This is a genomic window from Candidatus Methylomirabilis limnetica, assembly GCF_003044035.1.
GTDB lineage: Bacteria > Methylomirabilota > Methylomirabilia > Methylomirabilales > Methylomirabilaceae > Methylomirabilis > Methylomirabilis limnetica.
In genome coordinates, this window is record NZ_NVQC01000015.1 from 96,525 (window position 1) to 123,450 (window position 26,926).

A 26,926-nucleotide genomic window follows, 5' to 3' on the forward strand; every position below is an offset into this window, starting at 1 on the left:
ATAGTAAATAGGGACAGCGACGAATGGCGCTAGCTTAAGGATTATTTGCATGAAAGAAACAGGCGAAAACATTGACTAAACCGGAACAGCTATTGTGCGGCGACAGCTTAAACTAGCGCCATTCGGGACAGCGACCATTTGTTTAGGTTTGCCTGCATCGGCTGATAATTAGGGCATCAGCTCGGACACGGCTTCGCCGCGCCGGTTCTGCTCGCCGTTGAGGCTGTAGAAAACCCCCATTTTCGTTAAACTCAGCCGTCTGATCTGGTAAAGTTACTCCACAGTATTCAAAGCGGACTGGGGGGAGCCGACCAGATGTAGAACGGAAGCTGCACTTCGAGACGGCGCAAAACGCCCGCGCCTCCTCAGTGCGAACGGAGTCTCTGGTGGGTTTAGGGGATGGGGAAGGGGAGGCTTTCAAGCATCAAAGGACTTGCCGGAGTAGGAATAATCATCTATATTCGTTAGCCATGAGTGACGCAGCAGTCAATTTAACGACGCCCCTTCTAAGAATTTTCTGCTGCGTGCCCCCGCCTTACTGAAACGGGTCCAGTGGACCCCCGCGACTATCGTCTGTTTGCAGAGGCAATCCGTTTTGTCGTCGCTCACGACTGAGGGGAGTCTGGTGCAAGGCTGCGAGCGAATCCAAAGAAGGTGGAGCAGCAGTCGGGTCACTGCGGCCCTTGTGGTCCTGGCCTTCGGCTTCTTGCTGCTGGTCCCTGACCCCCACGATCACGGGGATGCCGACTCACTCGGTGGGCTTCTTCGGCTGCTCGTCCCCGACTCGAGCCAGACTGCTGATCCTCATCAGTCCGCAGACGAGCCTCGGCCAGAGGCGAACGGGCCTTGCCCGATTCATTTCTGGCACCAAGTCGTCGCGACCGGCATCCTCTTCGCTCTCCTGCCGCAATTCTTCCTCGGCTCACTCTTCCGCATTCCCCAATTCGTTACAGTTCGCTACGTCACAGACCTCGGATCTTTTCACAGCCGCGCCCCGCCTGTTTTCTCCTAGCATCCGAATCGTTCTGACCTGCGGTCGGTAAGCTCGCACTACCCCTACCTTCTCGGTTGCCTTTTCGTACGGGGTGGTCCGGCCCCGGCTAGTGCTGTCGTCTTTTGAGGAGGAACAATCGATGCTTACCCTCTCCACCAAACGGCTTGGACTGATTACGCTGATGTGCTTGGCTGCACTGATTATCGGAACTGGAGCTGCGTGGGCACAGGTCAAGAACCCAGAGCTGGAGGCCCTAAAGAAGGAGGTTGAAGAGCTTCGCCGGCGTGACGTCGAGAAGCAGGGGAAGCTGGAGGATCTCCAGCGTCAGGTTGAAGCGATGCGATCTCAATTACCAGCAGCGGAGAAACCCGTAACCCCTGAATTGGCAATCGAGAAAGCGTTGAAGGAAATAGAGGCGCCGGCACCGGTATCCGTGACAACCGATCTCTTCGCCCGTCAGGCCGGCGGAACCACATTCCGTTTGATCGACATCTCGCTGAATGCGCTCTTCGCCGCCGGATCCTCAACTGAGCGCGACGCTTCCCTTGGCAATCTCGAGGGTGGCGACCACGACCCCCGTAAGCGCGGCTTTACAGCTCAGAACGTTGAACTGTCATTGAAGGGTGCCGTGGACCCGTACCTTACGGGCGAGGCCTATATCACCTATCTCATCGACCCTATCGTTGGGGACACTCGTGTCGAGTTGGAGGAGGCATTCTTCACCACGCAGGCGCTCCCCTACGGCCTGCAGATCAAAGGAGGACATTTTTTTACCGAGTTCGGTCAGATCAACCCCCAGCATCCCCATCAGTGGCACTGGCTGGATGAACCGGTTATCAATACCAGGCTCTTCGGTCCTGACGGGATGCGCGCGCCAGGCGTTAGATTGGGCTGGCTGGCACCTCTGCCCTGGTTCTCCGAGTTCCAAGTAGGGGTCCAAAACGCTAACGGCGAGACCATGTCGAGCTTCTTGGCGAACGAGGAGTTCTTCGAGGAGCGGCCGATCGGTGGGCGCCCGTTTGTCAATCGTGACGTCAGGAGTCTAAAGGATCTCACGTATCTTACCCGTTGGGTGAACTCCTGGAACGTCAGCGACACGATCACGACTAAGTCCGGTCTCTCAGGACTCTTTGGTCCCAACGCCTCCGGTCCAGACGGACACACACGCATCTATGGCGCCGACCTCAAGCTGACGTGGCGCCCTGTCACCAGTTTCCGCGACTGGCCGTTCTTTCTCTGGCAGTCGGAGGTGATGGGTCGAGATTATGTGGCCGATCGTTTCTCTAACGGGGTAACCGACCTGCCGCGCAAGACCTTACGGGACTGGGGGTTCTACACCCAGGCGCTGTACGGGTTCTCCTACGGGTGGGCTGCCGGGCTACGCTACGAGTTTGCTACCGGCAGCGGGGCGAGCGTGCTTGCCTATGATGGTAGAGGGGCCGACCCCTTCCGCGACGATCGGCATCGCCTCTCGCCCCTACTGGCCTGGCATCCATCTGAGTTCTCCCGGATTCGCTTGCAGTATAACTACGACCGGGCAGATCACCTGCAACACCAGGACGCTCATTCCGTCTGGTTGGGTGTCGAGTTCCTCTACGGCACCCACTCAGCTCACGAAGATTAGCGACGCTGACGGGGGATCGCGTATACTGAAGAGACTGCAAAGATGGGGTATGCGCCAGGCGTCTTGGGTTGCCCGCTAGGATGCCTCAGCTTGGCTCTTCCGATGGCTGCGTCAGGTGAACGGGATGTTCTGAGAGCGATCAGAAAATCGTTGTTCGCTCAGGGCGAACTATGGACTACAATAGTACTGAATCAATAACTCTGAGTAGACGACAGTTAGGCCGATTGGAACGAGGAAGGCAAGGCTCGGTGCTGACAACGCTATAAACTAAGCCTCAAAGGAGGTCACATGGTCAAGATCGGATCGAAGGCGCCGGAATTCACCGCCAATACTACCAAGGGTCCCATCGCCCTGTCCCAGTTCCGCGGCAAGTGGGTCCTATTCTTTGCTCACCCTGCCGACTTTACGCCGGTCTGTACGACGGAGTTCATTCAGTTCGCCAAGCGACACAAGGAATTCAAGGACCTGGACTGCGAGGTGATCGGCCTGAGCGTGGATAGTATCTACTCACACATCGAGTGGCTCCGCCACATGGAGGAGTCGGCCAAGGTCAAATTCGATTTCCCGGTGGTCGCCGATCCCGATAAGGTCGTGGCCAACCTCTACGACCTGATCAACCCAGAGCTCGGCCTCACCGTACGCGGTGTCTTCTTCATCGACCCCGAGGGGATCCTCCGCTTCGCCATGTACTATCCGATCCCCTTCGGGCGAAACATCGATGAGATCCTGCGGAGCCTGAAGGCGCTACAGACCGTCGACAAGTACGGGGTCGCCTGCCCGGTCGACTGGCAGCCCGGCCAGGATGTGATCGTTCCCCCGCCACAAACGATTGATGAGGCTGACAAGCGTGCCAAGGCAGGAGCCGAACGTTGGTACCTGACGCGGAAAAAGATCTAGCGGCGGCCTCCGATCCCCGATCGGGGTAGAGGACATGCCGATGCGGCGCATTGTTGTTCGGGCTCCCGCGTGTAGCGCGGATATCATCACCTACTTAAAGCGCGTCTTTCAGATTCATGCCGAGGAGCTTCAGCCCGGCGAGCGAGTGGAATTTGCGTTTGACGCCGGTCCATTCCCGTTTGCGGCCGCGATTTTCGTATCGTTGCTGACCGACGTCGGCCTGAAAATCCTCTCAACGCGTGAGGAGGATAACATCCGAGTCTTTGAGGTCGAGAAGCTGTAGCGTGGACACTCATCAGGAGCATCGGTGACCAAACTACTGGGCAACTGGCAGACAGAAACGAAGCTCTGGCAGGTCGCACTCCTACGCATCTTTTTTGGCTACTACTTTTTCCTGGATGGCGTCGGGAAGTTGACCGGCGGCTTTACCGGTTCAGACGCGCTGGAGAAGTGGCTCACGACCAAGACCACCGGGGCGTTTGGCTGGTATAAGCCGTTCCTGACCGGCGTGGCAATTCCCCATCATCAGCTCTTTGCCGAACTGGTCACCTGGGGGATGATCCTGGCCGGCCTGGCGCTCCTGCTTGGGTTCTTGACGCGTCCGGCTGCGCTGGCGGGGATCTTCATGACGCTCAGTTTCTTTCTGGCCAAGGGGGGCGGGTCGCCAGCCACCACCTCGGACCAGGCGTTTATGGCCGGTCTGCTGGTGGTCTTCCTCACGCGGGCCGGTCGCTCGTTTGGATTCGATCGCTGGTTGGCTCGGCGCTATCCACACTCCCCGCTCTGGTAGGTCATCGAAGGGAACCCGGGAGCACTAACGTAGGGGCGCCGCTTGCTGCGCCCGCTTTGCACAGGAGGAATCGCAGATGAAGCGAACGGCTCTCGTTACAGGGGCTGCACTCCTATTCCTCACCATCACTTACGGGCTGACGAGTGCCCAGATGGCGGCGCCTGTTCAGGATAATGTCGAGATGCTGGCCATCCCGGCAGGCGAGTTCCTCATGGGCTCCAATGATCCAGAGGCCGATGACAATGAGAAGCCGACCTCAAAGGTCTTCGTGGGGCCCTTCTCCATTGACAAATTCGAGGTGACGAACGGCCGCTACCTGCCCTGCATCGAGGCGGGTGCCTGCACCCGGCCGCCCAACCGAGGATACGATGATTCCACCAAGGCCAGCCTGCCGGCAACCATCATCAGTTATCAGGCGGCGGTGGCGTACTGCCGATGGGTCGGCAAGCGCCTGCCGACTGAGGCGGAGTGGGAAAGGGCTGCCCGCGGCACCGATGGCCGACGTTATCCATGGGGCAATACCTTCGAGGCTGAACGGGCCAACGTCGGATACTCGGTCGGGTCCGCCACCTCTGTGGGGAGCTACCCAAAAGGGGCCTCCCCTTACGGGGTGATGGATATGGCCGGCAATGTCTGGGAGTGGACATCGTCACTCTACAAGCCCTATCCCTATGATCCCGGTGACGGACGCGAAGACCCCACCGTCAGAGGCAGCAGGGTCGAGCGAGGTGGGGGGTGGTACACTCCAGAGTGGCATGCGCGGACGACCCGGCGGACCGCCAGCGGCCACGTCTATCGCCGCTTCAACGACCTTGGGTTCCGCTGCGCCAAGTAGCGATCTCTGCTGGAGCTCGTCATGTCATCTCAGATGATTGATCAGTTGCTGGATGACTGTAACTCAGTGGCCCCTGTAGGTACGTTGTGACCTATCCCCAGGCGATTGCCTATCTCTATGGGCTCCAGCGTTACGGCGTGAAGCTGGATCTCGAGAATATCCAGCGGCTTCTTGGGGCGGTTGGAGATCCGCACCGTCGGTTTCCGTCCATTCTAATCGGGGGGACTAACGGCAAAGGGTCTACCGCTGCCTTTCTCGCGTCGATCCTGAAGACTGCCGGATATCGGGTCGGGCTCTACACCTCACCGCATCTCCTGGAGTTCACGGAGCGGATTCAGGTAGACGGTCAGGCCATCGCGGAGGCCGACGTCGTCGCCCTCACCAATGAACTTCGTCACGTCATCGCTGAGTTCTTTCCGACACCCTACACCCTACACCCGGCATCCGGAACGCCAAAACCCCCCACCCCCCCTTTACAAAAGGGGGGCACGGGGGGATTTCGCCACGCACCGGGCGCAGCAAGCAGCGCCCCTACGCACCCCACCTTTTTCGAAGTCGCGACCGCCCTTGCCTTCATGCACTTCGTTCGCAGCAAGGTGGACTACGCGGTGGTGGAAGTAGGGATGGGGGGGCGGTTCGATGCCACTAACGTCATCGACGCCCAGGTAGCGGTCATCACCAATATCGCCTTGGAGCATGAGGAGTATCTTGGAAAGACGCTAGGAGCGATCGCCGCAGAGAAGGCAGGAATCGTCAAGGAGGGAACGCGGGTCGTCACTGCCGTCGATGCCCCCGAAGCCCTGGCCGTCATTACCGACGCCTGTCGAAAGCGGGGCGCGACCCTTTTCGATGTCCGGAACTCATACGACTGGCGGGTTCACCGGTCAGATCTCTCCGGTCAGCGATTCAGCTTGGGCGAAAAGGGGCAGCCCACCGAAACCTTCGACATCCCCCTTCTCGGCAGGCATCAGGTCATCAACGCGGTCGCTGCTCTTGCAGCGGCCCGACTCCTCCGGACCGCTGGCGCCGTCATTTCGGAGGGTTCAATCCGCGAAGGGTTACGCCAGGCACAATGGCCTGGCCGTCTCCAGATTTTCCCCGGCCGCCCCCTTGTAATCCTGGATGGCGCCCACAACCCGGCAGGCGCGATCGCACTACGGGCTTTTCTCGAGGAGCAAGGGTTTGCCGGTCGCTTGACCCTGGTGTTCGGCGTGCTGCAGGATAAGAACTGGATCGCGATGCTGCAAGAGTTGGGGCCACTGGCAAAGCGGGTGATCCTCACCCGTCCGGAGAGTGAGCGTGCCGCCGATCCGCGCCGTCTGCCGGAGGCCGAACGCTTCTGTCCTAAGATCGAGATCCTGGAGGATGTGGCCGAGGCGATCGCACTGGCCAAGACAGTGACCGATCCAGAGGATGCCGTTGTCGTCACAGGCTCCCTCTTCGTCGTCTCGGCGGCCCTGCGCGCACTCGAGGTACAGGGGAGGCAGACGTGAGGCGCCATCCCCCCGTCATTGCGAGCGCAGCGAAGCAATCTCGCCGTTCTGCACCAAGATTGCCGCGCACCCTTCGGGTGCTCGCAATGACAGGCAAACGACCCGGCTGCGATGTCAATCTCTATCCCTGAGTCCGCGCAATCGATTTTGCGGCCATCGGAAGGTGTGGTAGCATCACGGAGACTGTGACCCATAGCCCAAATTAGAGTTTCGGGTTTTGAGTCTCGATCTTCGGGTTAGACGCAACGACGCGGCAGACGCCGCACGCAATAGACGCGTCCGAGGAGGTGTGTCTGCACGTGAACGATCTCTGCACGGTCATCCTGGCTGCCGGCCAGGGTAGCAGGATGCGCTCGAAGCTCCCGAAGGTGGCACACCAGGTGGCCGGCCTGCCGATGATCGCCTACGTCGTCGAAGCGTGCCGCCCTTTCCTGGCAAAGCGAACGCTCGTGATCGTCGGCTACCAAGCCGACAGAGTAAGAGAGGCCCTGGCTGGCAAAGCCGTCGAATTCGTTTGCCAACCGAAACGGCGAGGTACAGCTCACGCCTTACTCCAAGCCCAAGAGGCCCTTGCTGACTTCGATGGCGATCTGTTGGTCGTATCGGGGGATACGCCCCTCCTCACCTCAGCAACCCTCGACGGCCTCCTGCTGGCGCACCGCGAGGCCCGTGCGCTGGCCACCGTGCTCACGGCTGAGGTGGCTGAGCCAACCGGCTACGGACGGATTGTGCGATCCGCTACAGGGGAACTCCTGCGGATCGTCGAGGAGCTGGAGGCTACGCCGCAGGAGCGGCAAATCCACGAAATCAACGCCGGAGTCTATTGCTTTGCCGCACCCGCGCTTTTTAAGGCCCTCCAGACGATCCGTCCTTCCGCTGTCAAGGGTGAACTCTATCTCCCTGACGCCATCGCGCTGTTGCGGGATCGCGACGGGGGCGTGCAGGCTTGCCGAGTGCTCGATCCCGACGAGGTGCGAGGGGTCAACACCCGCGCCGAGCTGGCTGAGATCCATCGTCTTCTTTGGCGAAAGACCGCCATGCGACTGCTCACCGAGGGGGTCACCCTGCTCGACCCCGAGCGTACCTACATAGGCCCGTATGTCAGGATCAGTCCCGATTCGATCCTCTATCCCAACGTCACCCTCGAAGGGCAAACCGTGATCGGGGAGGGGACAACGATCTACTCAGGCTGCCGGATCCGCAATTCGACGGTGGGCGATGGCACTGTTATCCTTGATGGATGCATTATCCAAGAGAGCCAGATCGGTGATGGGTGCCAGATCGGACCCTACGCACACCTAAGGCCCCACACTCAGCTTCACCACCGGGCCAAGATTGGAAACTTCGTGGAGGTTAAGAAGTCGATCATCGGCGAAGGGTCCAAGGTCCCACACTTGAGCTACATCGGCGACACCAGTATCGGGGAGCGGGTCAACATCGGCGCCGGGACGATTACTTGTAACTATGACGGCGTCACCAAGCACCAGACCGTCATCGAAGACGACGTGTTTGTGGGCAGCAACGCGAGCCTCGTGGCGCCGGTTTCGGTGGGCCGCGGCGCCATCATTGCTGCCGGATCGACCATCACAGAGGACGTACCGGCCGATGCGCTGGCGTTGGGCCGGGCACGGCAGATCAATAAGACCGGCTTCGCTGCGGTATTTCGGTCTAAGCAGCAGAAGGGGTAGAGCGATGTGCGGAATCGTGGGGTATGTCGGACACAAGAAGGTCGTCCCGATCCTCCTGGAGGGGCTCAAGCGGCTGGAGTATCGGGGCTACGACTCGGCCGGCCTGGCCATCATCCAACAGGACCGGATCGCCCTGTATCGCAGCGTGGGGAAGATCAAGGAGCTGGAGAACGCCCTGTGGGGTCGTGACCTCTCAGGAGAGGTTGGTCTTGGCCACACGCGCTGGGCCACACACGGCCGGCCCACAGAAGCGAACGCGCATCCCCACAGCGATTGTACAGGCGACCTAGTCGTCGTCCACAACGGCATTATCGAGAACTACCTTGCCCTGAAAGAAAAGCTCCAGCAGGAGGGACACCGCTTCACGTCCGATACCGACACCGAGGTGGTCGCCCACCTGATCGAGGCGCAACTTCAGGAAACGGGAGACTTAGAGGTTGCCGTACGCCGAGCGCTAACCAGCGTCGTTGGGGCCTACGCGCTTGGGGTTCTCTGGAAGAGCGATCCGCGCAGACTGGTGGCGGCCAGGAATGGCAGCCCACTGGTCGTGGGGCTTGGTGACGGGGAGTTCTTCATCGCCTCCGACGTCACCGCCATACTTTCCCACACCCGCGATGTCCTGTTTTTGGACGACGAAGAGATAGTGGTCCTCTCCCATGACGGTGTCAACGTCACAACCTTGACAGGGGAGCCGGTGGAGAAAAAGATCCAGAAGATCCTCTGGACCCCCATCATGGCCGAGAAGAGCGGATACGAGCACTTCATGCTGAAGGAGATCTACGAGCAGCCCAGAGCCATCCGTGACACTATCCATGGTTGCTTCTCGTTGGAGAGTGGACAGATCTACCTCGAAGGGCTGGAGTCACTCCGCAGCACGCTGCCGACGATCGATCGGATCGTCCTCGTCGCCTGCGGGACCTCCTGGCATGCCGGGCTGGTCGGCAAATTCCTCATCGAGGATCTGGCGCGTATTCCGGTCGAGGTGGACTATGGCTCCGAGTTCCGATACCGCAACCCGATCCTGAATGAGCGGACGCTGGTCGTCACAATCAGTCAGTCCGGTGAAACGCTGGATACCCTGGTCTCCCTGCGCGAAACCCGTCGCCACGGCTGTAAGTCCCTCGCCATCTGCAACGTGGTCGGCTCTACGCTCAGCCGCGAAAGCGATGGCGTCCTGTACACCCACGCCGGCCCGGAGATCGGCGTCGCCTCGACTAAGGCTTTCACCTCCCAACTCGCCGCTCTCTACCTGCTGGCATTGGCCCTAGGTCGAGCCAGAGGGTGCCTCGATGGAACGAGATCCCAGGAATTACTCAGTGAGCTGGTCCGCCTGCCACAGCAGATGGAGCAGGTACTCTCCCTCGGGCCCGCGCTGGAAGAACTGGCTGGGCACTTCTACACCGCCTCGGATTTCCTCTACCTTGGCCGCGGCATCAACTACCCCATCGCGCTGGAGGGGGCCCTGAAGCTCAAGGAGATCTCCTATATCCACGCCGAGGGGTATCCGGCCGGCGAGATGAAACACGGACCCATCGCCATGATTACTGAAGAGATGCCAGTAGTCTTTCTCGCGCCAAAGGATAGGACCTTCGAGAAGGTGTTGGGCAATATCGAGGAAGTGAAAACGCGTAACGGGATCGTCATCGCCCTCTCCGACGAGACCGATTCCCGCCTGATGGCCAAGGCCGACCATTTGGTCAACATCCCTCACACCTCCCCTCACCTGATGCCCCTACTCCTTGTCGTCCCCCTGCAACTCCTCGCCTACCATATCGCCGTACGGAAGGGGTGTGACGTGGACCAGCCCCGCAACCTCGCCAAGAGCGTAACGGTCGAGTAGGCGCGAGTTGAAAGACTATGCTAACCACAGAATCTTCAGTTCCCCCTCTACTTGTCTGAACTCCTTATCCCCTGTCACGAGTTCCGCCTTCTTGAGTTTTGCCAAGGCTGCGGCGAAACAGTCGGCGTAAGACATTTTCTTGCTGGACTTGAATTCGGCCGCCTGCCTAGTCAAATCCAGATCGGCAGGAATAACCTCGATCGGCAACGTCGAAATAAGGTGAGCCACCTCCTCGGCCCGCTCGCGTCCCGCCTCTCTCAGCGTGATGTAGTACACCTCACCCCAGTTGATCACTGAGAGGAGAAGATCGCGTCCGGAATCCCTTGCGACCCGGAACAGTTCAATCATCCTCTCTGCCCCAGCCTCACCCTCCAGATAGGCGATAAGACTGTACGAATCTAACACCCGAAGGGCCGCCCTCACAGCTCCCGCTCCTTTGCCTTTTCCGCCATCAACGCTTTCAGGAGCCTGCCCTTGGTGCCGGTCATCCCTGCCATCGTCCGGATATATTCGTCAGTGATCGGCTTGAGAACGATTTCTCCCTCCCGTTCGTAAAGGTACACCTGCGTTCCCTTTTTGATGCCAAACCTCCGCCGAAGCCTCGACGGGATCACCACTTGACCCTTGACCGTGACAACCGCCTTATCCATGGAACCTCCTTTGGGAATACTTTCAATATACGGATACCATCTCTAATATAGTTAGTCAATATAATAGTATTCCTACATTATAGCGGTAGTATACTCATATTTGATGCGTTGACTACTGGCCATCACCTGCTGCTTTCTGTAGCATTTTGGACCGATACCGTTAAGCACAAGAGTCTGCCCCGCGAACCCCCGTTGTTGAGCCATTATGCTTAGCGTTATAAGTCGTAGCGATAGGCGGCATTCCCTCGTAAGCGGGAGTTAAGGAAGGCACTGGATTCCGGGTCGAGCCCGGAATGACGAACTACCTGAGAATTATGTCGATGTATAGCTCGCTGATACTTGCGGGAGAAGAGTCGGTCTTTGACGGGGAGCGGACGCCTATTACTTTCGGGTGAGCTTACGGAGCAGCCAGAGGATCGGATCGTAGCAATCGTCCACTACGCGCTCCTTCAGCGGGATAATGGCGTTGTCGGTGATCCGGATCTGCTCGGGGCAGACCTCGGTGCAGCACTTGGTGATGTTGCAGTAGCCAATCCCGGCTTTCGCCCGGAGCATTTCCGTGCGCGAGTGGGTGTCCAACGGGTGCATCTCCAGCGCCGCCATACGAACGAAGAAGCGGGGCCCGGCAAAGTGCGGCTTGTTCTCTTCATGGTCACGGATGACGTGGCAGACATTCTGACAGAGAAAGCACTCGATGCACTTATGGAACTCCTGAATCCGCTCGACGTCTTCTTGCATCATCCGATGGGTGCCATCAGGCTCGGACGGTCGCGGCCTGAAGGCGGGGATCGTCTTGGCGACCTCGTAGTTGAAGGAGACATCGCTCACCAGGTCCCGGATAATCGGGAAGGCCTTCATGGGGGCGACCGTAATCGGTTCACCGGCAGGAAACAGGCTCATCTGGGTCATACACATAAGCCGTGGCCGGCCGTTGATCTCGGCACTGCACGAGCCGCACTTGCCGGCCTTGCAGTTCCATCGGACCGCACAGTCAGGCGCCTGCGTCGCCTGTACTCGGTGGATCACGTCGAGGAGGACCATCCCCTCCTCGGCCTCTACCCGGTACTCCGTGAAATCTCCGCTCCTCGCGTCGCCCCGGAAGAGCTGTAGCGTGATGACCGGCATCACCCCTTCTCCTCGATAAGCTGCCTGAGATCCTCCGGCATCTCGATGGTCGGCTCCAGTGCCGTGACGATCGCCCCGTAACGTTTGCGGACGACCACGTTCACTGAAGCAAACCGTGGATCTGCGGCCGGGTAATCGTCCCGCGTATGCCCGCCACGGCTTTCCTTGCGTTCCAGCGCCGCTCGCGTCACGCATTCCGCCACTGTGAGCATCGCGTTCAGGTCCAAGGCCGCATGCCAGCCGGGATTGTAGGTACGGCCACCCTCGACACGAACCTGCGGCAGTCGCTGTCGGTACTGTCCGAGTTGTACCAGCGCCTCCTGCAGCTCCGTTTCCGTCCGGATGATCCCCACCAGCGGCTGCATGGTCTCTTGCAACTCGGCATGAAAAGCGTGGGGATTCTCGGCGCCCTTACCCTCAAACGGCATCAGGGTCTCACGTGCGCACGCGTCAAGCTGGCTCGTATCAGCCGTCGGCGAGTTGGAGAGGCTTTTCGCGTACAGCGCCGCATACTGACCCGCGCGCCGGCCAAAGACCAGGAGATCAGACAGGGCGTTGCCGCCAAGGCGGTTGCCGCCATGTAGCCCTCCTGCGACCTCGCCGGCCGCGAACAGGCCGGGCACCGCCGTCGCTGTCGAGTCCGCGTCGACCCGGATCCCCCCATTCATATAATGGGCGGTCGGCCCGACCTCCATCGGCTCTTTCGTGATGTCTACGCCGGCCAGCTCCTTGAACTGGTGGTACATCGACGGCAGACGCCGCATGATGTAGTCTGCGGGCCGCCGCGAGGCGATGTCGAGGAAGACCCCGCCGTGCGGACTCCCGCGACCGGCTTTTACCTCTGAGTTGATCGCCCGCGCTACCTCATCGCGCGGCAGCAGATCTGGCGTACGCCGGTTGTGCTTCTTGTCCGTATACCACCTGTCGGCCTCAGCCTCATTGTCGGCGGTCTCGGCCTTGAAGAACTCCGGGATGTATCGGAACATGAAGCGCTCGCCGCTACTGTTCCGCAGTGTCCCGCCGTCGCCACGTACCCCTTCAGTCACGAGGGTCCCCCGCACCGATGGCGGCCACACCATCCCGGTCGGGTGAAACTGGTACGACTCCATGTCGATCAGGTCCGCGCCGGCATCGACGGCCAGCATGGTACCGTTGCCGGTACACTCCCAGGAGTTGGAGGTGAACTTCCATAGCTTGCCGATACCGCCGGTCGCAAGGATCACCGCCTTCGCCATCACGACGATGAACTGACCGGTGCTGCGCCGATAGCCGAATGCGCCAACTACGCGGTCACCATCTTTGAGCAGGCGCGTTACGGTGCATTCCATGTAGACCTCGATCCCCTGAGCCACCGCATGCTGCTGCAGGGTGCGGAGCATCTCAAGGCCCGTCCGGTCGCCGACGTGGGCCAGGCGTGCGTAGCGGTGACCGCCAAAGTCGCGTTGCAGGATAAGCCCATCCTTGGTCCGGTCGAACACTGCGCCCCACCGTTCCAGTTCCAGGACTCGCTCCGGCGCCTCCTGGGCATGCAGTTGGGCCATCCGCCAGTTGTTCAGCAGCTTTCCGCCTCGCATCGTGTCGCGGAAATGCACTTGCCAGTTGTCCTCTGGATTGACGTTACCGAGGGCGGCCGCGATCCCGCCCTCGGCCATGACCGTATGGGCCTTGCCCAGGAGCGACTTACAGATAAGGCCCACGGAGACGCCCTGCGCCTTGGCTTCGATGGCTGCGCGCAGGCCTGCGCCACCGCCACCGATGATGAGCACATCGTGTTCGTAAGTCTCGTACTGCCCCTGCACCATCAGAAGAGCCTCATGTCGCTGATGATGCCCATCGACAGGAGGCGAATATACAGATCAGTCAATCCTACGGAAAAGAGGCTGAGCCAGAACCAAAGCATGTGACACTCGTTGAGACGGCTGACCTGACTCCAGAGGGCGTGCCGGGATGGGCAGAGTGAGAAACAGTCGAGGCGCCCGCCGATGAGGTGTCGAAAGGAGTGGCAAGAGGTCAGGTAGAGACTCAGGAGGGTGACATTGGCCACCATCACGAGTGAGCCCGTCCCCGCGCCGAGTCGGCCGTCAAAGACGATACTGCGGGCGGCGTGGTACCACAAGACGATGAGCTCGACCATGGCGAGATAGAGAAAGTAGCGATGGAAGTTCATGAGGATGAGGGGGAATCGGGATTCCCCTGTATAGCCGGCCCGCGCGTCAGCAACCGCGCAGGCCGGCGGGGCCAGCAAGAAAGAACGATGGAAGGCCTTCCGGAAATAGTAGCAGCTCAACCGAAAGCCCGCCGGGGCCCAGAGGATCAGGAAGGCCGGTGAGAGCGGCCACCATTCAGGCTTGGCGAAGGGTGGATAGAAAGGCGAGAGGTAGTTCTTATAGTCATAGTGGGCTCCCTGAAGGACTGCCCAGGTCGTGTAGACCATGAACCCGCCTAGCGTCAGCACGATCAGCATCGGCTGCAGCCACCAGATCTCCCTTCGCGCGGTTGCTGCCACGACCTACCCCCGCTGGTTGTTGAGTCGCTCGTCGGCCATGAGTCCCTGAAGGGCTCACGGTAGTACTATCGCCTGGGCAGGCTACTTATTTCGTAACTGCTCTGGTGTTGAGGCTGTAGGCTGAAGGCTGTGAGTCGTTGCGCATGAACCGAATTAAGGCGTCCAGAACCTTTTCGGTCTCCATCATTGTCGCGTCGCAACCGGAAAACGCCTGGCTCATCTGTGCGCGTTCCTATAGCCTAAAAGCCTACAGTCTCTCTACCTGAGTAGTTCCCTTATTTCTTTGCAGGCTTGCCCTTGGCCTTCATCTGCTCCTCCATCAGTTGCATCTGCGCCTTCATCTCATCGAGCTCCTTCTTCATCGCCTCGTTATCACCCTTCACCGTCACCGCCCCAGCTTTAAGGTCGGCATTCTCCTTCTGAAGGATTGTCATCTGCCCTTTCAACTGCTCATTCTCCTTCTTGACCTCCTCACCGCAGCCTGCGACCAACAACCCTACGACCAGCGCCAAGGAACCCAAGTATCTGCTTCTCAGTTGCATCACGGCCCGTCCTCCTCCTGTTAAGTGTTCACAGTTAACCATCGTCCGTTCAGAGCTTCAGGATGTCAACCAGCTCTTTCACAGCAGCCGCCGATCGATTCAGTGCCGCGGTTTCATCAGGTGTCAGTCGAATTTCGATGATCTGCTCAATACCGCCGGCGCCCAGCTTGACCGGGACACCGACGCATAACCCGTGTATCCCGTACTCCCCTTCCAGGTAGACGCAGCAGGGCAGGATCTTTTTCTTATCCTTCAGAATCGCCCCTACCATCTCTACGACTGAGGCGCCCGGCGCGTAATACGCGCTTCCCGTTCCCAGCAGCGCCAAAATCTCCCCCCCGCCACCGGCTGTCCGCTTCACCAGCGCCTCGATCCGGTCGGGCGGCAGCAACTCGGTGATCGGAATCCCGGCAACCGTTGAGAATCGAGGCAGAGGAATCATCGCGTCGCCATGGCCGCCGAGCACGCAGGCATGAACATTCTCAACAGAGACCTGAAGCTCTTGCGCGATAAAGGTTCGAAATCGCGCAGCGTCCAGCACGCCCGCCATGCCGATGACCCGCTCTCGAGCAAAGCCGCTTCGCTTGAGCGCCAGTTGGGTCATCGCGTCAAGCGGGTTACTGACGATGATAAGGATACAGTTCGGCGAGTGGGCCACAACCTGCTCGATCACCTCGCCCACAATCCTGGCGTTCGTGTGGAGCAGATCATCCCGACTCATTCCCGGCTTTCTGGTAATGCCGGCGGTCACGACCACAATGTCGGAGTTGGCCGAGTCCCGATAGTCCTTTGTGCCGATGACCCGGCTGTCAGATCCCAGGATCGGACCCGTCTGGAGCAGGTCCAGCCCTCGTCCATGCTGGACGCTCTCCAGGATATCGATCAGTACCACATCGGCCAGCTCTTGCACGACGAGATACTGACCAACGGTGGCTCCAACGTTACCCGCACCGCCAGCTACGGTTACCTTCGGTCGCATCAATACCCCCAAGTGTTCACGTCTTAGCTTGCCTGGCTCATCTGCTCGATGACGGCAGTGGCGAATTCGGAGCACTTCAGCTCCTTGACGTCAGTAGCCCCCTCGGCACGCAGCAGCCTGGCAAAGTCATAGGTGACCTGCCTCCGAGCAATGGTCTCCTCCAGCCCCCGGACCACCAAGTCCGCCGCCTCGTTCCAGCCGAGGTGTCGCAGCATCATCTCGCCGGAGAGGATAACCGAGCCAGGATTCACCTTGTCCAGGTCGGCGTATTTCGGCGCCGTACCATGGGTCGCTTCAAAGATCGCGTGACCGGTACGATAGTTGATATTCCCCCCAGGAGCAATTCCGATCCCACCGATCTGGGCGGCGAGTGCATCAGAGAGATAATCGCCATTCAGGTTCAGCGTCGCGATCACGTCGAACTCATCAGCCCGTGTCATGGTCTGCTGCAGCGTAATGTCGGCGATCGAATCCTTGATCATCAGCTTGCTCCTCCACTGCCCATCGCCGTGCGTCGGCCACAGCGCGAGAGCAGCCTCCACCTCCTCGCAGACCCGCGACTGCCGGTCCGGTGTCATATCTTTGTAACCGGGCTCGATGGCCAGGGCATTCTCCCAGGCCGTGAGGGTGGGCCTCTTCTCTTTGTTGTCAAGGATCCAGCTCTCTCGAAGGCTGACCGTCTCGTGGCGATACTTACTGGCCGCCAGGGCATATCCCCAGTCCCGAAACGCGCCCTCTGTAAACTTCATGATGTTCCCTTTGTGGACCATCGTCACAGACTTTCGCTTATGTCGAAGCGCGTATTGAATCGCGGCTTCAATCAGTCGCTCACTCCCTTCTCGGCTGACCGGTTTAATCCCGATCGCAGAGCTCTCCGGGAAGCGGATCTTCTTGACGCCCATCCTGTCCTGAAGGAAGTGGATGACCTTACTGACCTCTGGCGATCCGGCTTCCCACTCGATTCCGGCGTAGATGTCCTCTGTATTCTCTCGAAAAATCACCATGTCTACCAGTTCAGGGCGCTTCACAGGGCTCGGGACGCCGCGAATGTAGCCGATCGGCCTGAGGCAGACATACAGGTCGAGGAGTTGGCGGAGCGCCACGTTCAGGCTCCGGATACCGCCTCCCACTGGCGTCGTAAGCGGCCCCTTGATCCCGACCACGTAAGTGCGGAAAGCTGCAATGGTCTCCTCCGGCAACCAGGTCTTGAGGGCATTGAACGCCTTCTCGCCCGCATAGACCTCTAACCAGACGATACGGCGCTTCCCGCCATAGGCTTTTTTCACCGCTGCATCGAACACGCGGACTGAGGCGCGCCAGATGTCGCGGCCCGTCCCGTCACCTTCGATGAACGGAATGATCGGATCGTCAGGAACGATCAACTGACCATCTTTTACGACAATCGCGCAGCCCTCTTTCGGTGCCTGAAGCCCTTCATTCCGCTCCATCATCGACCTCTCCCTGACCAGCATCCCTTCCCGTACACCAGCCTCGTTCGCAAGTAGGCGTAACAGACCCTTCGACCCGCCAGTATTACCAGAAGATTATGTGTGAGGAACACGCTAAGAGAGGACGCACGAAGACCTTCCAACTCTCGACAGGCGCACGCTAACACGAACTCCAGAGGGGTGTCAAGCCATAGTGCTCAGCTTCACCGGCTTGGTCAGGCGCCACAGTTTATGCCGCTACCCATTATGCGGAAAGTGCCTCCTCCTGCTCCATCACCGCCTGGGCAGTTATCTCTTACTTGGCGAACTCTACAGACTCACACCGAAACGCTCCAAGACCCACACGAGCGTAAAGTATGCACTAACGGTAAGCGCGCAGGCGAGGCCGAAACTAGGCCAAAACGCGACGCCGGAGCTAAGGAGAAACGGCAGGATCAGGAACAGTGGAAGCGAAGCCAGTACCAGCCAAAAGATGCTCTGCGACAGCGTTGCGACGGACTCCGTGCTGCCCGTGCCAATGTAGATCCAGATAAAGGCGAGGAGAGACGTGAGGGGCAGGGACGCAAGCAGCGCGCCCCAGAACGAACTGCGCTTACCAAGCTCAGAAACTGCGACGACCACCGCTGCCGTAACCAACACCTTCACTACGTATTGCCACATAGCCCCATTTCACGCCCAACGGCGCTGCGGATCAGCGACAGGCGGACGCGCGAGCATGCTCGCGTAGACCATTGTTATGCGGCATCCGCGTGATGGCCGACGCGAAGCGCCCAACCGCGGACGCCACCCCACCCTTGATTGAGCATATGGATGTAGATCATGGTCGTACTGACATCGGTGTGGCCCGGCCCCGTTATCGCACAGTGCGATGCCTGCCTGTACCGAGGTCATGCCAGACAGGTGGCAAGAGGCGGGCTTTGCGGGAGGTGCGAGCGGAGGGGTGAGGGCGGCAGGTGTCCACCTGGTAGCACGCTGATGCGAGGGGGGTTGGAGTATCCCTGTTCCAGTAGGATGTCCCATGCCGTTCTCCCGTTCCAAAAGGAAAGCTCGGCTACGATCACACCGTACGTGGCGCCTACGATCTGCTCGAAGCAAGGGCAGAGGTTCGGCCCCAATCTCACGCTCAGCGCGCTTTACGTTCAACGTACTCGCGAAGCACACTATCCATCCGCGACTGCCAGCCCTCGCCCGTTGACTTGAAGTACGTGACTACCTCGCGACTGTAGCGCACAGACACGAGGAGTTTCTTGTTCTCGGACTTCGGGCGCCCACGTAGTACACGAAGGGGAACCATGGACTTTAATTGGCTAGGCGTGAGGGGCTGTGCATCCGGGTCGGCCTTCGCCGCCGCGGTAATTGCCTTGTCTTCCTCTACGGTCGGCATCGCGATCGCAGGACGCTTAGACGTTTTCGACATAGTGTTTCACCTCTCGACGATTGGCACGGCGCAGGCTGATGATCCTTCGCACGTTGCCACGGTCAACAAATGCCGCGTAGTACAGGATGGCCGTCTTTGGGACCAGCGCAATCATTCGCGTCTCGCCATACTCGAAGCGGTCATCAACCCACACAAGTGCAGCTTCCCAATCGAGTTCGCCGGCAACTGCCAAGGATGCACCGTGCTTCTGCCGATTCGTTGCGTCTTTCGCGGGATCGAACTAAATTCGCATGACATTATGATAGCTACAGTAAAGCGTGGTGTCAAGCGGAGCGCCGGCGTCTTTCCATATGGGCCGAACTACAATTAGACAGATCGATCTAAACTGTGAGCCTACGGGCTCGCCGCCTAATCTGGCAGGGGCCCGATCTCCCCTGGGCGCCTATCGCCGCGTGGCTGCGGGGGTTTTGGCGGCAAAGCGGCGGCACCGACAGCCTTGTTATCGAGACCGGCTTGGAGCATCAGCCGGGATCCCAAAAGCGATGTTGGCAGCGGGACAGGGAAGGCGATCTGCGAGGCTCCGGATGCCACCCCGCCCTTGATTGAGCCAGGGGTGTAGACCATGGTAGTACTGGCATCGGTATGGCCCGGCAGCTCTTGCGCCGATCGAGTACTATCCATGCTCCGAACCTGAGAGGCGGTCATAGATTTTTGGCAGCGAAACAGGAATCGGAACGTAGCGCTCCGGAGGAGGGCGGCAAGGGAAGAATATAGCTAGCGGATTTTAGTGGTGCGCCCGGGCAGATTTGAACTGCCGGCCTTTTGCTCCGCAGGCAAACGCTCTATCCGGGCTGAGCTACGGGCGCAAGACATATGCGGAAGTAACGGGCCGACTGTAGCATGACAGCCGTGGGCGGTCAAGCCGTAAGCAGCCGTGCAGCCGTCTAACAGCAGGCGCGTAACCGGCCTGTGGCAGCCTCTGCTTGCTGCGGGTCCGTGTGACGCGTGGGTTAGGCTGGTCCACCTCTAAGCTGCTTATGGCAGAGTTTGGATGATGATACTGCACCCACCACGACCAGGGCGTCACCCTGGTCCAGGGTGAGCTTCTGATGTCCCAGCGGGCACATCGGGTCACCTTACACCGCCTGCCGTAACAGGGCGGCTGCCTCCTCAGGTGTAACCGGGTTGACAAAGAGCCGCGCACCCCACCCGAACCCCTCCACGGTCGCGGTCTTCGGCAGTATCTCGAGATGCCAGTGATAGTCATTCGTATGTGGTTCGTCAAACGGGGCGGTATGGAGGACTATCGTGCAGGATTGGTTGCCGAGGACCTTCCCGAGCATCTGCATCATCCGCTTCATAAGACCGGCGAGATCGACCAGCTCCCCATCATCGATGGTCGCGAAGTCAGAGGCGTGACGGAGGGGTAGCACCCACGTCTCGAAAGGGAAGCGAGAGGCAAAGGGCGCCAGCACCACGAAGTGGTCGGTCTCCTCTACCCTTCTGACGCGGGAGACCCGCTCATGGAGCATGATGTCGCAAAAGGCGCAGCGCTCCTTTCTCGCATAGAACTCCTGACAGCCGCGTAGTTCTTCTTCAATCCCGTGCGGGACGAACGGGAAAGCCAGCACGTGAGAATGGGGATGCTGGAGGATACTCGCTGCGTCGCCGTGGTTCTTCACCACGATCAGCGATCGGAACCGCCCATCCAGGCGGAGATCCAGACTCCGCAGTCTGTAGGCGCGCAGGACCCGCTCCAACTGTTGCTCCGGGAGTTCTGCCCACGTTAAATGATGCTCTGGACTCTCCACGACGATCTCATGGGCCCCCACGGCGTTCATTACGTCGAAAGGCCCCTCCGGCCTTCGATCGAAATCACCCTCAATCCGACAAAGAGGCTGCAGGTCCGGGGTGACTCGAACCCACCAGCCGGGCTGATTCCGCTGACGCGAGGGCTCGCCGAGCGCTGCAATTTCAGGCGGGGTCATCGCCTCATTGCCTGGACAGAGCGGGCATGGGCCCGCAAGCGGTGGAGGCGGCTGTGCCTCTACCTTCAGGGCAGCCTCTCGATCCGGCCGCTCTGGGTCGATAATCACCCAACGATTTTTCACCGGATCGCGTCGCAACTCACCCATGTCTCTCCTCACGCCACCGCAAAAGGTTGCAACCTATCGCCGGGCAGACAATCCGCACGTTCAGCTATCGGCTGCTGAACGTCTTTGACCTCCACCACTCACTCACCACTTCGCCGGCAGTGTAGGGTCGTTACCCCACTCGCTCCAGGAGCGATCGTACCCCCGAACGTCCGGATACCCCAGGAGCCGGAGCGTGAAGTAGGTGACGGCTGCGCGATGCATGGTCTGACAGTAGCTCACGATCGTCTTGTCCTTCGTCACCCCTGCCTGGCTATAGAGGGCCAGGAGTTCATCGGCCGGCTTGAATGTCTTGTCGCCGGTCAGGTTTTGCGTCCACTCAATGTTCACGGCCCCGGGGATGTGGCCTCCCCGCTTGGCGCGCAGATCCTCGCCGCGAAACTCAGCGGCCGACCGGGCGTCTACCAGGGCGAGGTTCGGCTTGCCCAGGTTTGTCGCGATCCAGCCCGACGGCGCGACGCGCTGCGTCTCAGTATGGACTTGGTAGACCGTCTTGCTCACCTCTGGCAACGTTTTCGAGAGGGCGCGCTCTTCGGCTGTCCACTTCGTGATGCCTCCGTTTAAGAGCGCCACCTTTTTGTGGCCGGCATATTCAAGCGTGAAGAACAGGCGTGACGCGTTGAACCCTCCCTGGTCATCGTACGCAACTACCATCGTCTCTTTGGTAATTCCAAGCTGTCCCAACCGCTCCTCAATTTCATAATCGGGAGGCAGGGCGAAGCCTGACTCTTTCAAGGCCATACGGGCCTGATTGACCGTAAAGTGGATCGCGCCCGGAATGTGTCCGGCCGCGTACTCCTCTGGGCTATTACGCATGTCGATGATCCGCAGATCCCGATCATTGAGGTGCAAGGCCAGCCAGTTGGTATCCACGAGAAACTGTGGGTTGCCATAGCCCGCAGCCAGGGTCAACCCTGGGGTCGCTGCGAGCAGCGTCATTGCTGCCACTGCTGCCATCACGATTCGCTTCATCCCTTTCCTCCTGTCCCTGGTGCCGCAGAAAAGCAATTCGGTTCGCCACCTCTACTTGCCAAGCAGCTTTCTCAGAAAATCCCCTTTACCAAATCCCCCCGTGGCCCCCCTTTGCTAAAGAGGGGTTGTGGGGTTTCGTACGCCGTGGTGCAGCAGTGCCGCATTGGCTGCTACCCCACAACGCATTATAGATTCCTACCGAGACCTGACGCAAGCGCGATGTCGACGTGGCGCGCGCGATAGCGCTGCGCCTTCACCGATACAAGAAGCTTCACTCTCGGCTGCGGACAATGAGGACGGGGCGATCGGCTGACCGCAACACATGCTCTGCCACCGAGCCTAAGAGCAGGCGAGCCATCCCGGAATGGCCATGTGATGCCATCACGATGAGGTCCACCTCCAGGGCCGTGGCCTCCTGGCAGATCGCCTCGTGGACCAGCAAAGGGGTCTCTACCACCCGTACCTCCGTTGCTACCATCCCCTCTACGCGGGCCTCCTCAGGCACAAGTGCTTCCAGCGAGCGGAGCAGTGTCTTCCGGAGCTCCGCTCGCTCCTGCCCGGAGAGTCCGCTCCATGGCGAGTAGTGGGCGTAGAGCGGGTTCGGCGGCCCGTGCACCTCAGTAACGTGGCAGAGGGTGACGGTCCCGCCGCGTTCTGCCAGGATAGCATAGGCATGAGGGATGGCACCATTGCCAAGGGGTGAGAAATCGGTGGTCACCAGCAGTTTCCGATACCTCGGTATCATGGTATGTGGGCTCCTTCCGTCAAGAGGGTTATGCTGCCATCCGCTCACTGACATTGAGAAGATCGTCCTGACGATCTTCTCGCATCCCGGACAGGTCTTACCATCTGCGAACGCTTCCAAGTATAGCCTGAGTCCGGCTGATCGGCCAAGCGGACAGGAAGTGGCCCTTGAAAATAAGTGGCTCACGCACTATATTAGTAGTGAGGAAGCCTAAGTGAGCGGGCAGTGGTTGGAGAAGTGCGAGCAAGCATGAAGCAGTGTCTGCTTGCAGAGCGAGGGGGCTTAGCCAAGGGGCCAGAACCCGTTCGAGCGAGGATTCCTCGAGAGAGCCATAAGGTGTCGGGCTTTTGCCCGGAGATGCTGTAGCGTCTGACGCCTTGTGGCTTTTGCTTTCCTTCAGGCTTTCCGACACAGCCCCATATATGTTCCGGGCCACGTGAGGGCGCCCACAAGGGGCGCCCCTACGCACCCTCCCCCCACGTCAGTTCAGCCACTCCTACGTAAGCAGGCCTGGCTGGTGAGATCACATGGTGGTTTTCTATCCCGAAAAGGCGAAGGCGGCGTCAACGACGTCTTTTCCCCACTCTGGTCTTGACGCGACTTGCCGCCCTTGGTAGAGTTCGCGCGTGCGGCAGGGGGGAATCTTACTGGAACTGCGTACCAAACTCGCGCATTTCGGTAAGCGTCAGATGAGGTTTCAGACCAAGGGAGCGTAAGAGCAGATGCAACAGGCTCAAGCGGCGGAGGGTATCCGCCTGAAGGTGGCCGAGGCGGGCCAGGAGGACGTCGGCCGCGGGATCGTCCGCGTCAGCGACGCGGCCTTTGCCGTCCTGGAGCTGGAGCGGGGTGAGATCGTCTCCATCATCGGGGACAGGGAAACGGCTGCCATGGTGGCCGCAGCCCACTCGGCCGATCAAGACCTGGATGTGGTCCGGGTCGACGGCGTGATTCGCACCAATGCCCATGCCAGCATAGGGGATTACGTGCAGGTGCGAAAGGCTCCATGGCGGGACGCGCAGAAGGTGACGCTGGCTCCCGCCAGAAAAGGCTTGCGTGCCGTAGCCCCGGGCGAGGTTCTCCGCCAGGCGCTCCTCTACCGTCCTGTGGTTCGTGGCGACCTGATCTCGGTCGGGACGGCCTCACGCCCGAAGGAGATAGTCCCACCCGGGATGTATCCGGAGGAGCTCTTTCGAGGCTTGCTGGGGTCCCTGGCGATCGGGCTGGGCGAGGTGCGCCTGGTCGTCGCCGGCACCGTCCCGTCCGGCATTGTGCGTATCAATCCCCAAACAGAGGTGGAGCTCCTACCGGAGTACGTGGAGACCAAGGAGACCCGTCTCCCGGATATCACCTACGACGACATCGGCGGGTTGGGCGAGGTGATTAATGAGATCCGGGAGGTCGTGGAGCTGCCGCTCAAGCATCCAGAGCTGTTCGATCGTCTTGGGATCGCACCACCCAAAGGCGTACTCCTCCATGGTCCCCCAGGGACTGGCAAGACCCTCCTGGCCCAGGCCCTGGCCAATGAGGCCAAAGCCCACTTCGCCACCATCAATGGGCCCGAGATCATGGGGCGCTTTTATGGCGAATCGGAGGAACGTCTGCGAGCCATCTTTCAGGAGGGGCAAGACAACCCACCCGCCATCATCTTCATCGACGAGCTTGATTCCATCGCCCCCAAGCGCGAGGCGGTGACGGGTGAAGTGGAACGACGGGTCGTGGCCCAGCTTCTGACATTAATGGATGGCCTCATGCCACGCGGCAACGTGATTGTCATCGGGGCCACGAACCGAGTCGGCGCGATCGATCTGGCATTGCGCCGCCCCGGCCGCTTCGACCGGGAGATTGAGCTGCGCGTGCCGGATCGCAATGGCCGGCGCCAGATCCTTACGATCCACACGCGGGCCATGCCGCTTGCACCAGACGTGAACCTGGATTGGGTGGCAGACCTCACGCATGGATGCGTCGGTTCAGACTTGGCTGCCCTCTGTCGTGAGGCCGCCCTGAATGCCCTTCGGCGCGTCCTCCCGGATCTGGATTTGAGGCTTGAAACGTTCCCGGCCGAGGTCCTGCAGCGCCTGATCGTCACCCATGATGACTTCAACCAAGCCTTGCGGCGGATCCGCCCTTCGGCCCTTCGGGAGCTCTTCATCGAGATCCCTCGGGTCACCTGGGACGATGTCGGGGGCCTGGCCGACGTGAAGAGGGCCCTCCGGGAGAGCGTTGAGTTGCCACTGACCCATCCTCAGGCCTTCGAGCGCCTCGGCATCAAGCCACCCAAAGGTGTCCTGCTCTATGGTCCGCCGGGGACAGGGAAGACGCTTCTAGCCAAGGCCGTCGCCAACGAGGCGCGGGCCAACTTCATGCTGGCCAAAGGGAGCGATCTGCTCTCCAAGTGGTACGGCGAGTCAGAGCAGCGGATTCGAGAGTTCTTCGCCAAGGCCCGCCAGGTAGCCCCCGCCATCGTATTCTTTGACGAGATGGATGCCCTTGTACCGCGACGTGGAATGGCGGCAGGCGAACCGCACGTGACCGAACGGATCGTGAACCAGCTCCTCTCCGAGCTGGATGGCCTGGAGGAGCTGCGCGGGGTGGTCATCCTGGGGGCCACGAACCGGCCTGATCTCATCGACCCGGCTCTACTGCGCCCAGGGCGCTTCGATGCGCTGGTGTATGTTCCGGTCCCGGATGCCGATGCCCGCCACGAGATCCTTGCTGTTCACACCCGCCGCATGGCCCTCGCCGAAGACGTGGACCTGAGGGATCTTATCCGCAGGACCGATCGATTTACCGGGGCCGACCTTGCCCTGCTCTGCATGCGGGCTGCCCAGCTTGCCCTGCGAAAGGACTTGGAGGCCAAGGTCGTCACCCACACCGACTTCCTGGCCGCTCTTGCCCAAATACTGCCCTCTGTCACCGAGGCGATGGAGCGGGAGTACGCCGAGGTCGGCAAACACCTGCGCCAGGTAATACCGCAGCAAGACTCCACGCTCGGCCACTACCTGTAGCGCGGACGTTCAACCGAAGAATCTCTGTCTTGACAGCGCTATCCACACCGGATACGATGAAATCATGGTCAATACGATAGAATTTGAGACCGAGTTGACTGGCGGTCACACTCTCAACATACCCCCCAGAAATTGCCGCAACCTTATTTAGAGGGTGCCGCTATGTCGCATACGCTTAAAGATCTCGAAAAACAGGCTAAATCGCTTACGGCGGAGGAACGTGCCCAACTCGCGGAGATGCTCCTCGAATCACTGCAAGACGCGCCACTCGCTGACATCGAGGCGGCATGGGACCGTGAAATCGAAGAGCGCGCGGCTGCATACGACTGCGGAGAGCTGCGGACGATTTCAGCCGAGGATGTGTTTGCCGAGGCGAGGCGCCTCACCCGGTGAAGCGCGCGCGGTTCATCGCCGCGGCACGCCTGGAATTTCTAGCCGAGGTCATTTACCACAATGAAGCGCAACCCGGTTTGGGCGAGCGTTTTGCCGCAGCAGTAGAAGAGGCAGCAGCCCGCGCTCTTGCCTTCCCTCTCTCGGGCTCCCCTTCCCGCTCCAATACGCGCCGGATGATCGTGAAGGGATTCTGCTTCTCAATCTTCTATCGCCCGGAACCCAACGGCATTGTCATCTTCGCGGTAGCGCATCATGCACGACGCCCCTTTTACTGGCGGTCTCGTACGCGTACCCGCTAACTCTAGGGGAACGAACGGGTAACCCGCACCGGGCCATATCAGGCGTAGGGGCGATGAAGAAGGGAGGAGCTATGGCCGTTAACTTCATTTCAGTGACCATCCGCAAACCTGACACGGTCAACCTGATCTTGGGGCAAGCGCACTTCATCAAGACCGTCGAGGACCTGCACGAGGCCCTTGTAACAGCCGTGCCGGGTATTGCCTTTGGGCTTGCCTTCTGTGAGTCCTCGGGGCCGTGCCTGGTGCGCTGGAGTGGGACCGACCAGGAATTGGTGGAGTTGGCACGGAACAACGCCCAGGCTATCGGGGCCGGCCACAGTTTCCTGATCTTCTTACGGAGCTGCTTTCCGATCAATGTCCTTCCGGCCATTCGTCAGGTGCCGGAGGTCTGTGGCATCTATTGCGCTACTGCTAATCAGGTGGAGGTGATTTTAGCTGAAACGCCTCACGGGCGGGGCATCGTAGGGGTCGTGGATGGACATCCACCAAAGGGGATCGAGCAGGAATCCGACATCGCCGAGCGAAAGGCGCTGCTCCGCCAATTTGGTTACAAGCTGTAACCGGGTAAAA

General features: G+C 60.0%; 27 protein-coding genes, 1 tRNA gene and 1 pseudogene. 13 read left to right on the plus strand and 16 right to left on the minus strand.

What is annotated here, in order from left to right; genetic code table 11:
* Positions 1-625: 625 nt before the first annotated feature.
* The 9 genes from CLG94_RS04120 to glmS all read left to right on the plus strand — a co-directional run bounded on the left by CLG94_RS04120 (position 626) and on the right by glmS (position 10,161).
* Positions 626-1,012 carry a hypothetical protein gene (locus CLG94_RS04120; RefSeq protein WP_107561605.1) on the plus strand — a complete coding sequence of 129 codons (387 nt, stop codon included), beginning with the start codon at positions 626-628 and terminating at the stop codon, positions 1,010-1,012.
* A gap of 121 nt (positions 1,013-1,133) precedes the next feature.
* A complete protein-coding gene (locus CLG94_RS04125; protein ID WP_107561606.1) occupies positions 1,134-2,618 on the plus strand; it encodes a coiled-coil domain-containing protein in 1,485 nt (494 codons plus the stop codon).
* Between the two features lie 288 nt (positions 2,619-2,906).
* Positions 2,907-3,515 (plus strand): peroxiredoxin, encoded by a 609-nt coding sequence (locus CLG94_RS04130; protein ID WP_107561607.1) that lies wholly within the window; start codon positions 2,907-2,909, stop codon positions 3,513-3,515.
* A gap of 40 nt (positions 3,516-3,555) precedes the next feature.
* Complete coding sequence (locus CLG94_RS04135) at positions 3,556-3,798, plus strand: hypothetical protein (RefSeq protein WP_107561608.1); 243 nt, start codon at positions 3,556-3,558, stop codon at positions 3,796-3,798.
* 24 nt (positions 3,799-3,822) lie between these two features.
* Positions 3,823-4,305, plus strand: coding sequence for a DoxX family membrane protein (locus tag CLG94_RS04140; protein WP_107561609.1), 483 nt, complete (start codon positions 3,823-3,825; stop codon positions 4,303-4,305).
* Positions 4,306-4,381: 76 nt separating this feature from the next.
* On the plus strand, positions 4,382-5,140 hold the full coding sequence (locus tag CLG94_RS04145) for a formylglycine-generating enzyme family protein (protein ID WP_107561610.1): 759 nt from the start codon (positions 4,382-4,384) through the stop codon (positions 5,138-5,140).
* 86 nt (positions 5,141-5,226) lie between these two features.
* Entirely contained in the window at positions 5,227-6,633 is a 1,407-nt protein-coding gene (locus CLG94_RS04150; RefSeq protein WP_107561611.1) for a bifunctional folylpolyglutamate synthase/dihydrofolate synthase, read from the plus strand.
* A gap of 299 nt (positions 6,634-6,932) precedes the next feature.
* Positions 6,933-8,321, plus strand: coding sequence for a bifunctional UDP-N-acetylglucosamine diphosphorylase/glucosamine-1-phosphate N-acetyltransferase GlmU (gene glmU, locus CLG94_RS04155; protein WP_107561612.1), 1,389 nt, complete (start codon positions 6,933-6,935; stop codon positions 8,319-8,321).
* A gap of 4 nt (positions 8,322-8,325) precedes the next feature.
* A complete protein-coding gene (glmS, locus tag CLG94_RS04160; RefSeq protein ID WP_107561613.1) occupies positions 8,326-10,161 on the plus strand; it encodes a glutamine--fructose-6-phosphate transaminase (isomerizing) in 1,836 nt (611 codons plus the stop codon).
* A 15-nt stretch (positions 10,162-10,176) separates the two neighbouring features.
* Here glmS and CLG94_RS04165 read toward each other — a convergent pair whose 3' ends face one another.
* The 16 genes and pseudogenes from CLG94_RS04165 to CLG94_RS04240 all read right to left on the minus strand — a co-directional run bounded on the left by CLG94_RS04165 (position 10,177) and on the right by CLG94_RS04240 (position 22,659).
* Entirely contained in the window at positions 10,177-10,584 is a 408-nt protein-coding gene (locus CLG94_RS04165) for a type II toxin-antitoxin system VapC family toxin (protein ID WP_161954013.1), read from the minus strand.
* Positions 10,581-10,811, minus strand: coding sequence for an AbrB/MazE/SpoVT family DNA-binding domain-containing protein (locus CLG94_RS04170; RefSeq protein ID WP_107561615.1), 231 nt, complete (start codon positions 10,809-10,811; stop codon positions 10,581-10,583). The genes CLG94_RS04165 and CLG94_RS04170 overlap by 4 nt, the downstream gene beginning before the upstream one ends.
* Positions 10,812-11,192: 381 nt before the next feature.
* Entirely contained in the window at positions 11,193-11,936 is a 744-nt protein-coding gene (locus tag CLG94_RS04175; protein WP_107561616.1) for a succinate dehydrogenase/fumarate reductase iron-sulfur subunit, read from the minus strand.
* Positions 11,936-13,738, minus strand: a complete 1,803-nt coding sequence (locus CLG94_RS04180; RefSeq protein WP_107561617.1) for a fumarate reductase/succinate dehydrogenase flavoprotein subunit — start codon at positions 13,736-13,738, stop codon at positions 11,936-11,938. The genes CLG94_RS04175 and CLG94_RS04180 overlap by 1 nt, the downstream gene beginning before the upstream one ends.
* Complete coding sequence (gene sdhC / locus CLG94_RS04185) at positions 13,738-14,442, minus strand: succinate dehydrogenase subunit SdhC (RefSeq protein WP_107561618.1); 705 nt, start codon at positions 14,440-14,442, stop codon at positions 13,738-13,740. Before sdhC ends, CLG94_RS04180 begins: the two co-directional genes overlap by 1 nt.
* Positions 14,443-14,717: 275 nt before the next feature.
* Positions 14,718-14,987 carry a hypothetical protein gene (locus CLG94_RS04190; protein ID WP_133174634.1) on the minus strand — a complete coding sequence of 90 codons (270 nt, stop codon included), beginning with the start codon at positions 14,985-14,987 and terminating at the stop codon, positions 14,718-14,720.
* Between the two features lie 46 nt (positions 14,988-15,033).
* Positions 15,034-15,963 (minus strand): malate dehydrogenase, encoded by a 930-nt coding sequence (gene mdh / locus CLG94_RS04195; RefSeq protein ID WP_107561660.1) that lies wholly within the window; start codon positions 15,961-15,963, stop codon positions 15,034-15,036.
* A gap of 23 nt (positions 15,964-15,986) precedes the next feature.
* The gene (gene icd / locus CLG94_RS04200; protein WP_107561661.1) at positions 15,987-17,414 is read right to left on the minus strand and encodes an NADP-dependent isocitrate dehydrogenase; all 1,428 of its coding nucleotides are present in this window, start codon (positions 17,412-17,414) and stop codon (positions 15,987-15,989) included.
* 306 nt (positions 17,415-17,720) lie between these two features.
* Entirely contained in the window at positions 17,721-18,071 is a 351-nt protein-coding gene (locus CLG94_RS04205) for a DUF3147 family protein (protein WP_107561620.1), read from the minus strand.
* Positions 18,072-18,534: 463 nt separating this feature from the next.
* Positions 18,535-18,828 carry a BrnA antitoxin family protein gene (locus tag CLG94_RS04210; protein WP_107561621.1) on the minus strand — a complete coding sequence of 98 codons (294 nt, stop codon included), beginning with the start codon at positions 18,826-18,828 and terminating at the stop codon, positions 18,535-18,537.
* Positions 18,812-19,057: pseudogene (locus CLG94_RS04215) on the minus strand (BrnT family toxin); the annotation flags it as partial. The gene CLG94_RS04210 and the pseudogene CLG94_RS04215, both read right to left, overlap by 17 nt.
* A 140-nt stretch (positions 19,058-19,197) precedes the next feature.
* Positions 19,198-19,470, minus strand: a complete 273-nt coding sequence (locus tag CLG94_RS04220; protein WP_133174635.1) for a hypothetical protein — start codon at positions 19,468-19,470, stop codon at positions 19,198-19,200.
* Between the two features lie 107 nt (positions 19,471-19,577).
* Positions 19,578-19,655 (minus strand) — tRNA-Arg (locus tag CLG94_RS04225).
* Positions 19,656-19,925: 270 nt separating this feature from the next.
* On the minus strand, positions 19,926-20,924 hold the full coding sequence (locus tag CLG94_RS04230; RefSeq protein WP_107561623.1) for a galactose-1-phosphate uridylyltransferase: 999 nt from the start codon (positions 20,922-20,924) through the stop codon (positions 19,926-19,928).
* Positions 20,925-21,026: 102 nt separating this feature from the next.
* Positions 21,027-21,914, minus strand: a complete 888-nt coding sequence (locus tag CLG94_RS04235; protein ID WP_107561624.1) for a sulfurtransferase — start codon at positions 21,912-21,914, stop codon at positions 21,027-21,029.
* 271 nt (positions 21,915-22,185) lie between these two features.
* Positions 22,186-22,659 carry a universal stress protein gene (locus CLG94_RS04240; RefSeq protein WP_107561625.1) on the minus strand — a complete coding sequence of 158 codons (474 nt, stop codon included), beginning with the start codon at positions 22,657-22,659 and terminating at the stop codon, positions 22,186-22,188.
* 722 nt (positions 22,660-23,381) lie between these two features.
* On the opposite strand from CLG94_RS04240, the gene CLG94_RS04245 reads away from it, so the two are divergent.
* The 4 genes from CLG94_RS04245 (at position 23,382) to CLG94_RS04260 (ending at position 26,916) form a co-directional block, all read left to right on the plus strand.
* Positions 23,382-25,664, plus strand: a complete 2,283-nt coding sequence (locus CLG94_RS04245; RefSeq protein ID WP_107561626.1) for a CDC48 family AAA ATPase — start codon at positions 23,382-23,384, stop codon at positions 25,662-25,664.
* Positions 25,665-25,826: 162 nt separating this feature from the next.
* Entirely contained in the window at positions 25,827-26,057 is a 231-nt protein-coding gene (locus tag CLG94_RS04250) for an addiction module protein (RefSeq protein WP_107561627.1), read from the plus strand.
* Positions 26,054-26,356, plus strand: coding sequence for a type II toxin-antitoxin system RelE/ParE family toxin (locus CLG94_RS04255; protein WP_107561628.1), 303 nt, complete (start codon positions 26,054-26,056; stop codon positions 26,354-26,356). The genes CLG94_RS04250 and CLG94_RS04255 overlap by 4 nt, the downstream gene beginning before the upstream one ends.
* A 71-nt stretch (positions 26,357-26,427) precedes the next feature.
* A complete protein-coding gene (locus tag CLG94_RS04260; protein ID WP_107561629.1) occupies positions 26,428-26,916 on the plus strand; it encodes an adenosine-specific kinase in 489 nt (162 codons plus the stop codon).
* Positions 26,917-26,926 lie beyond the last annotated feature (10 nt).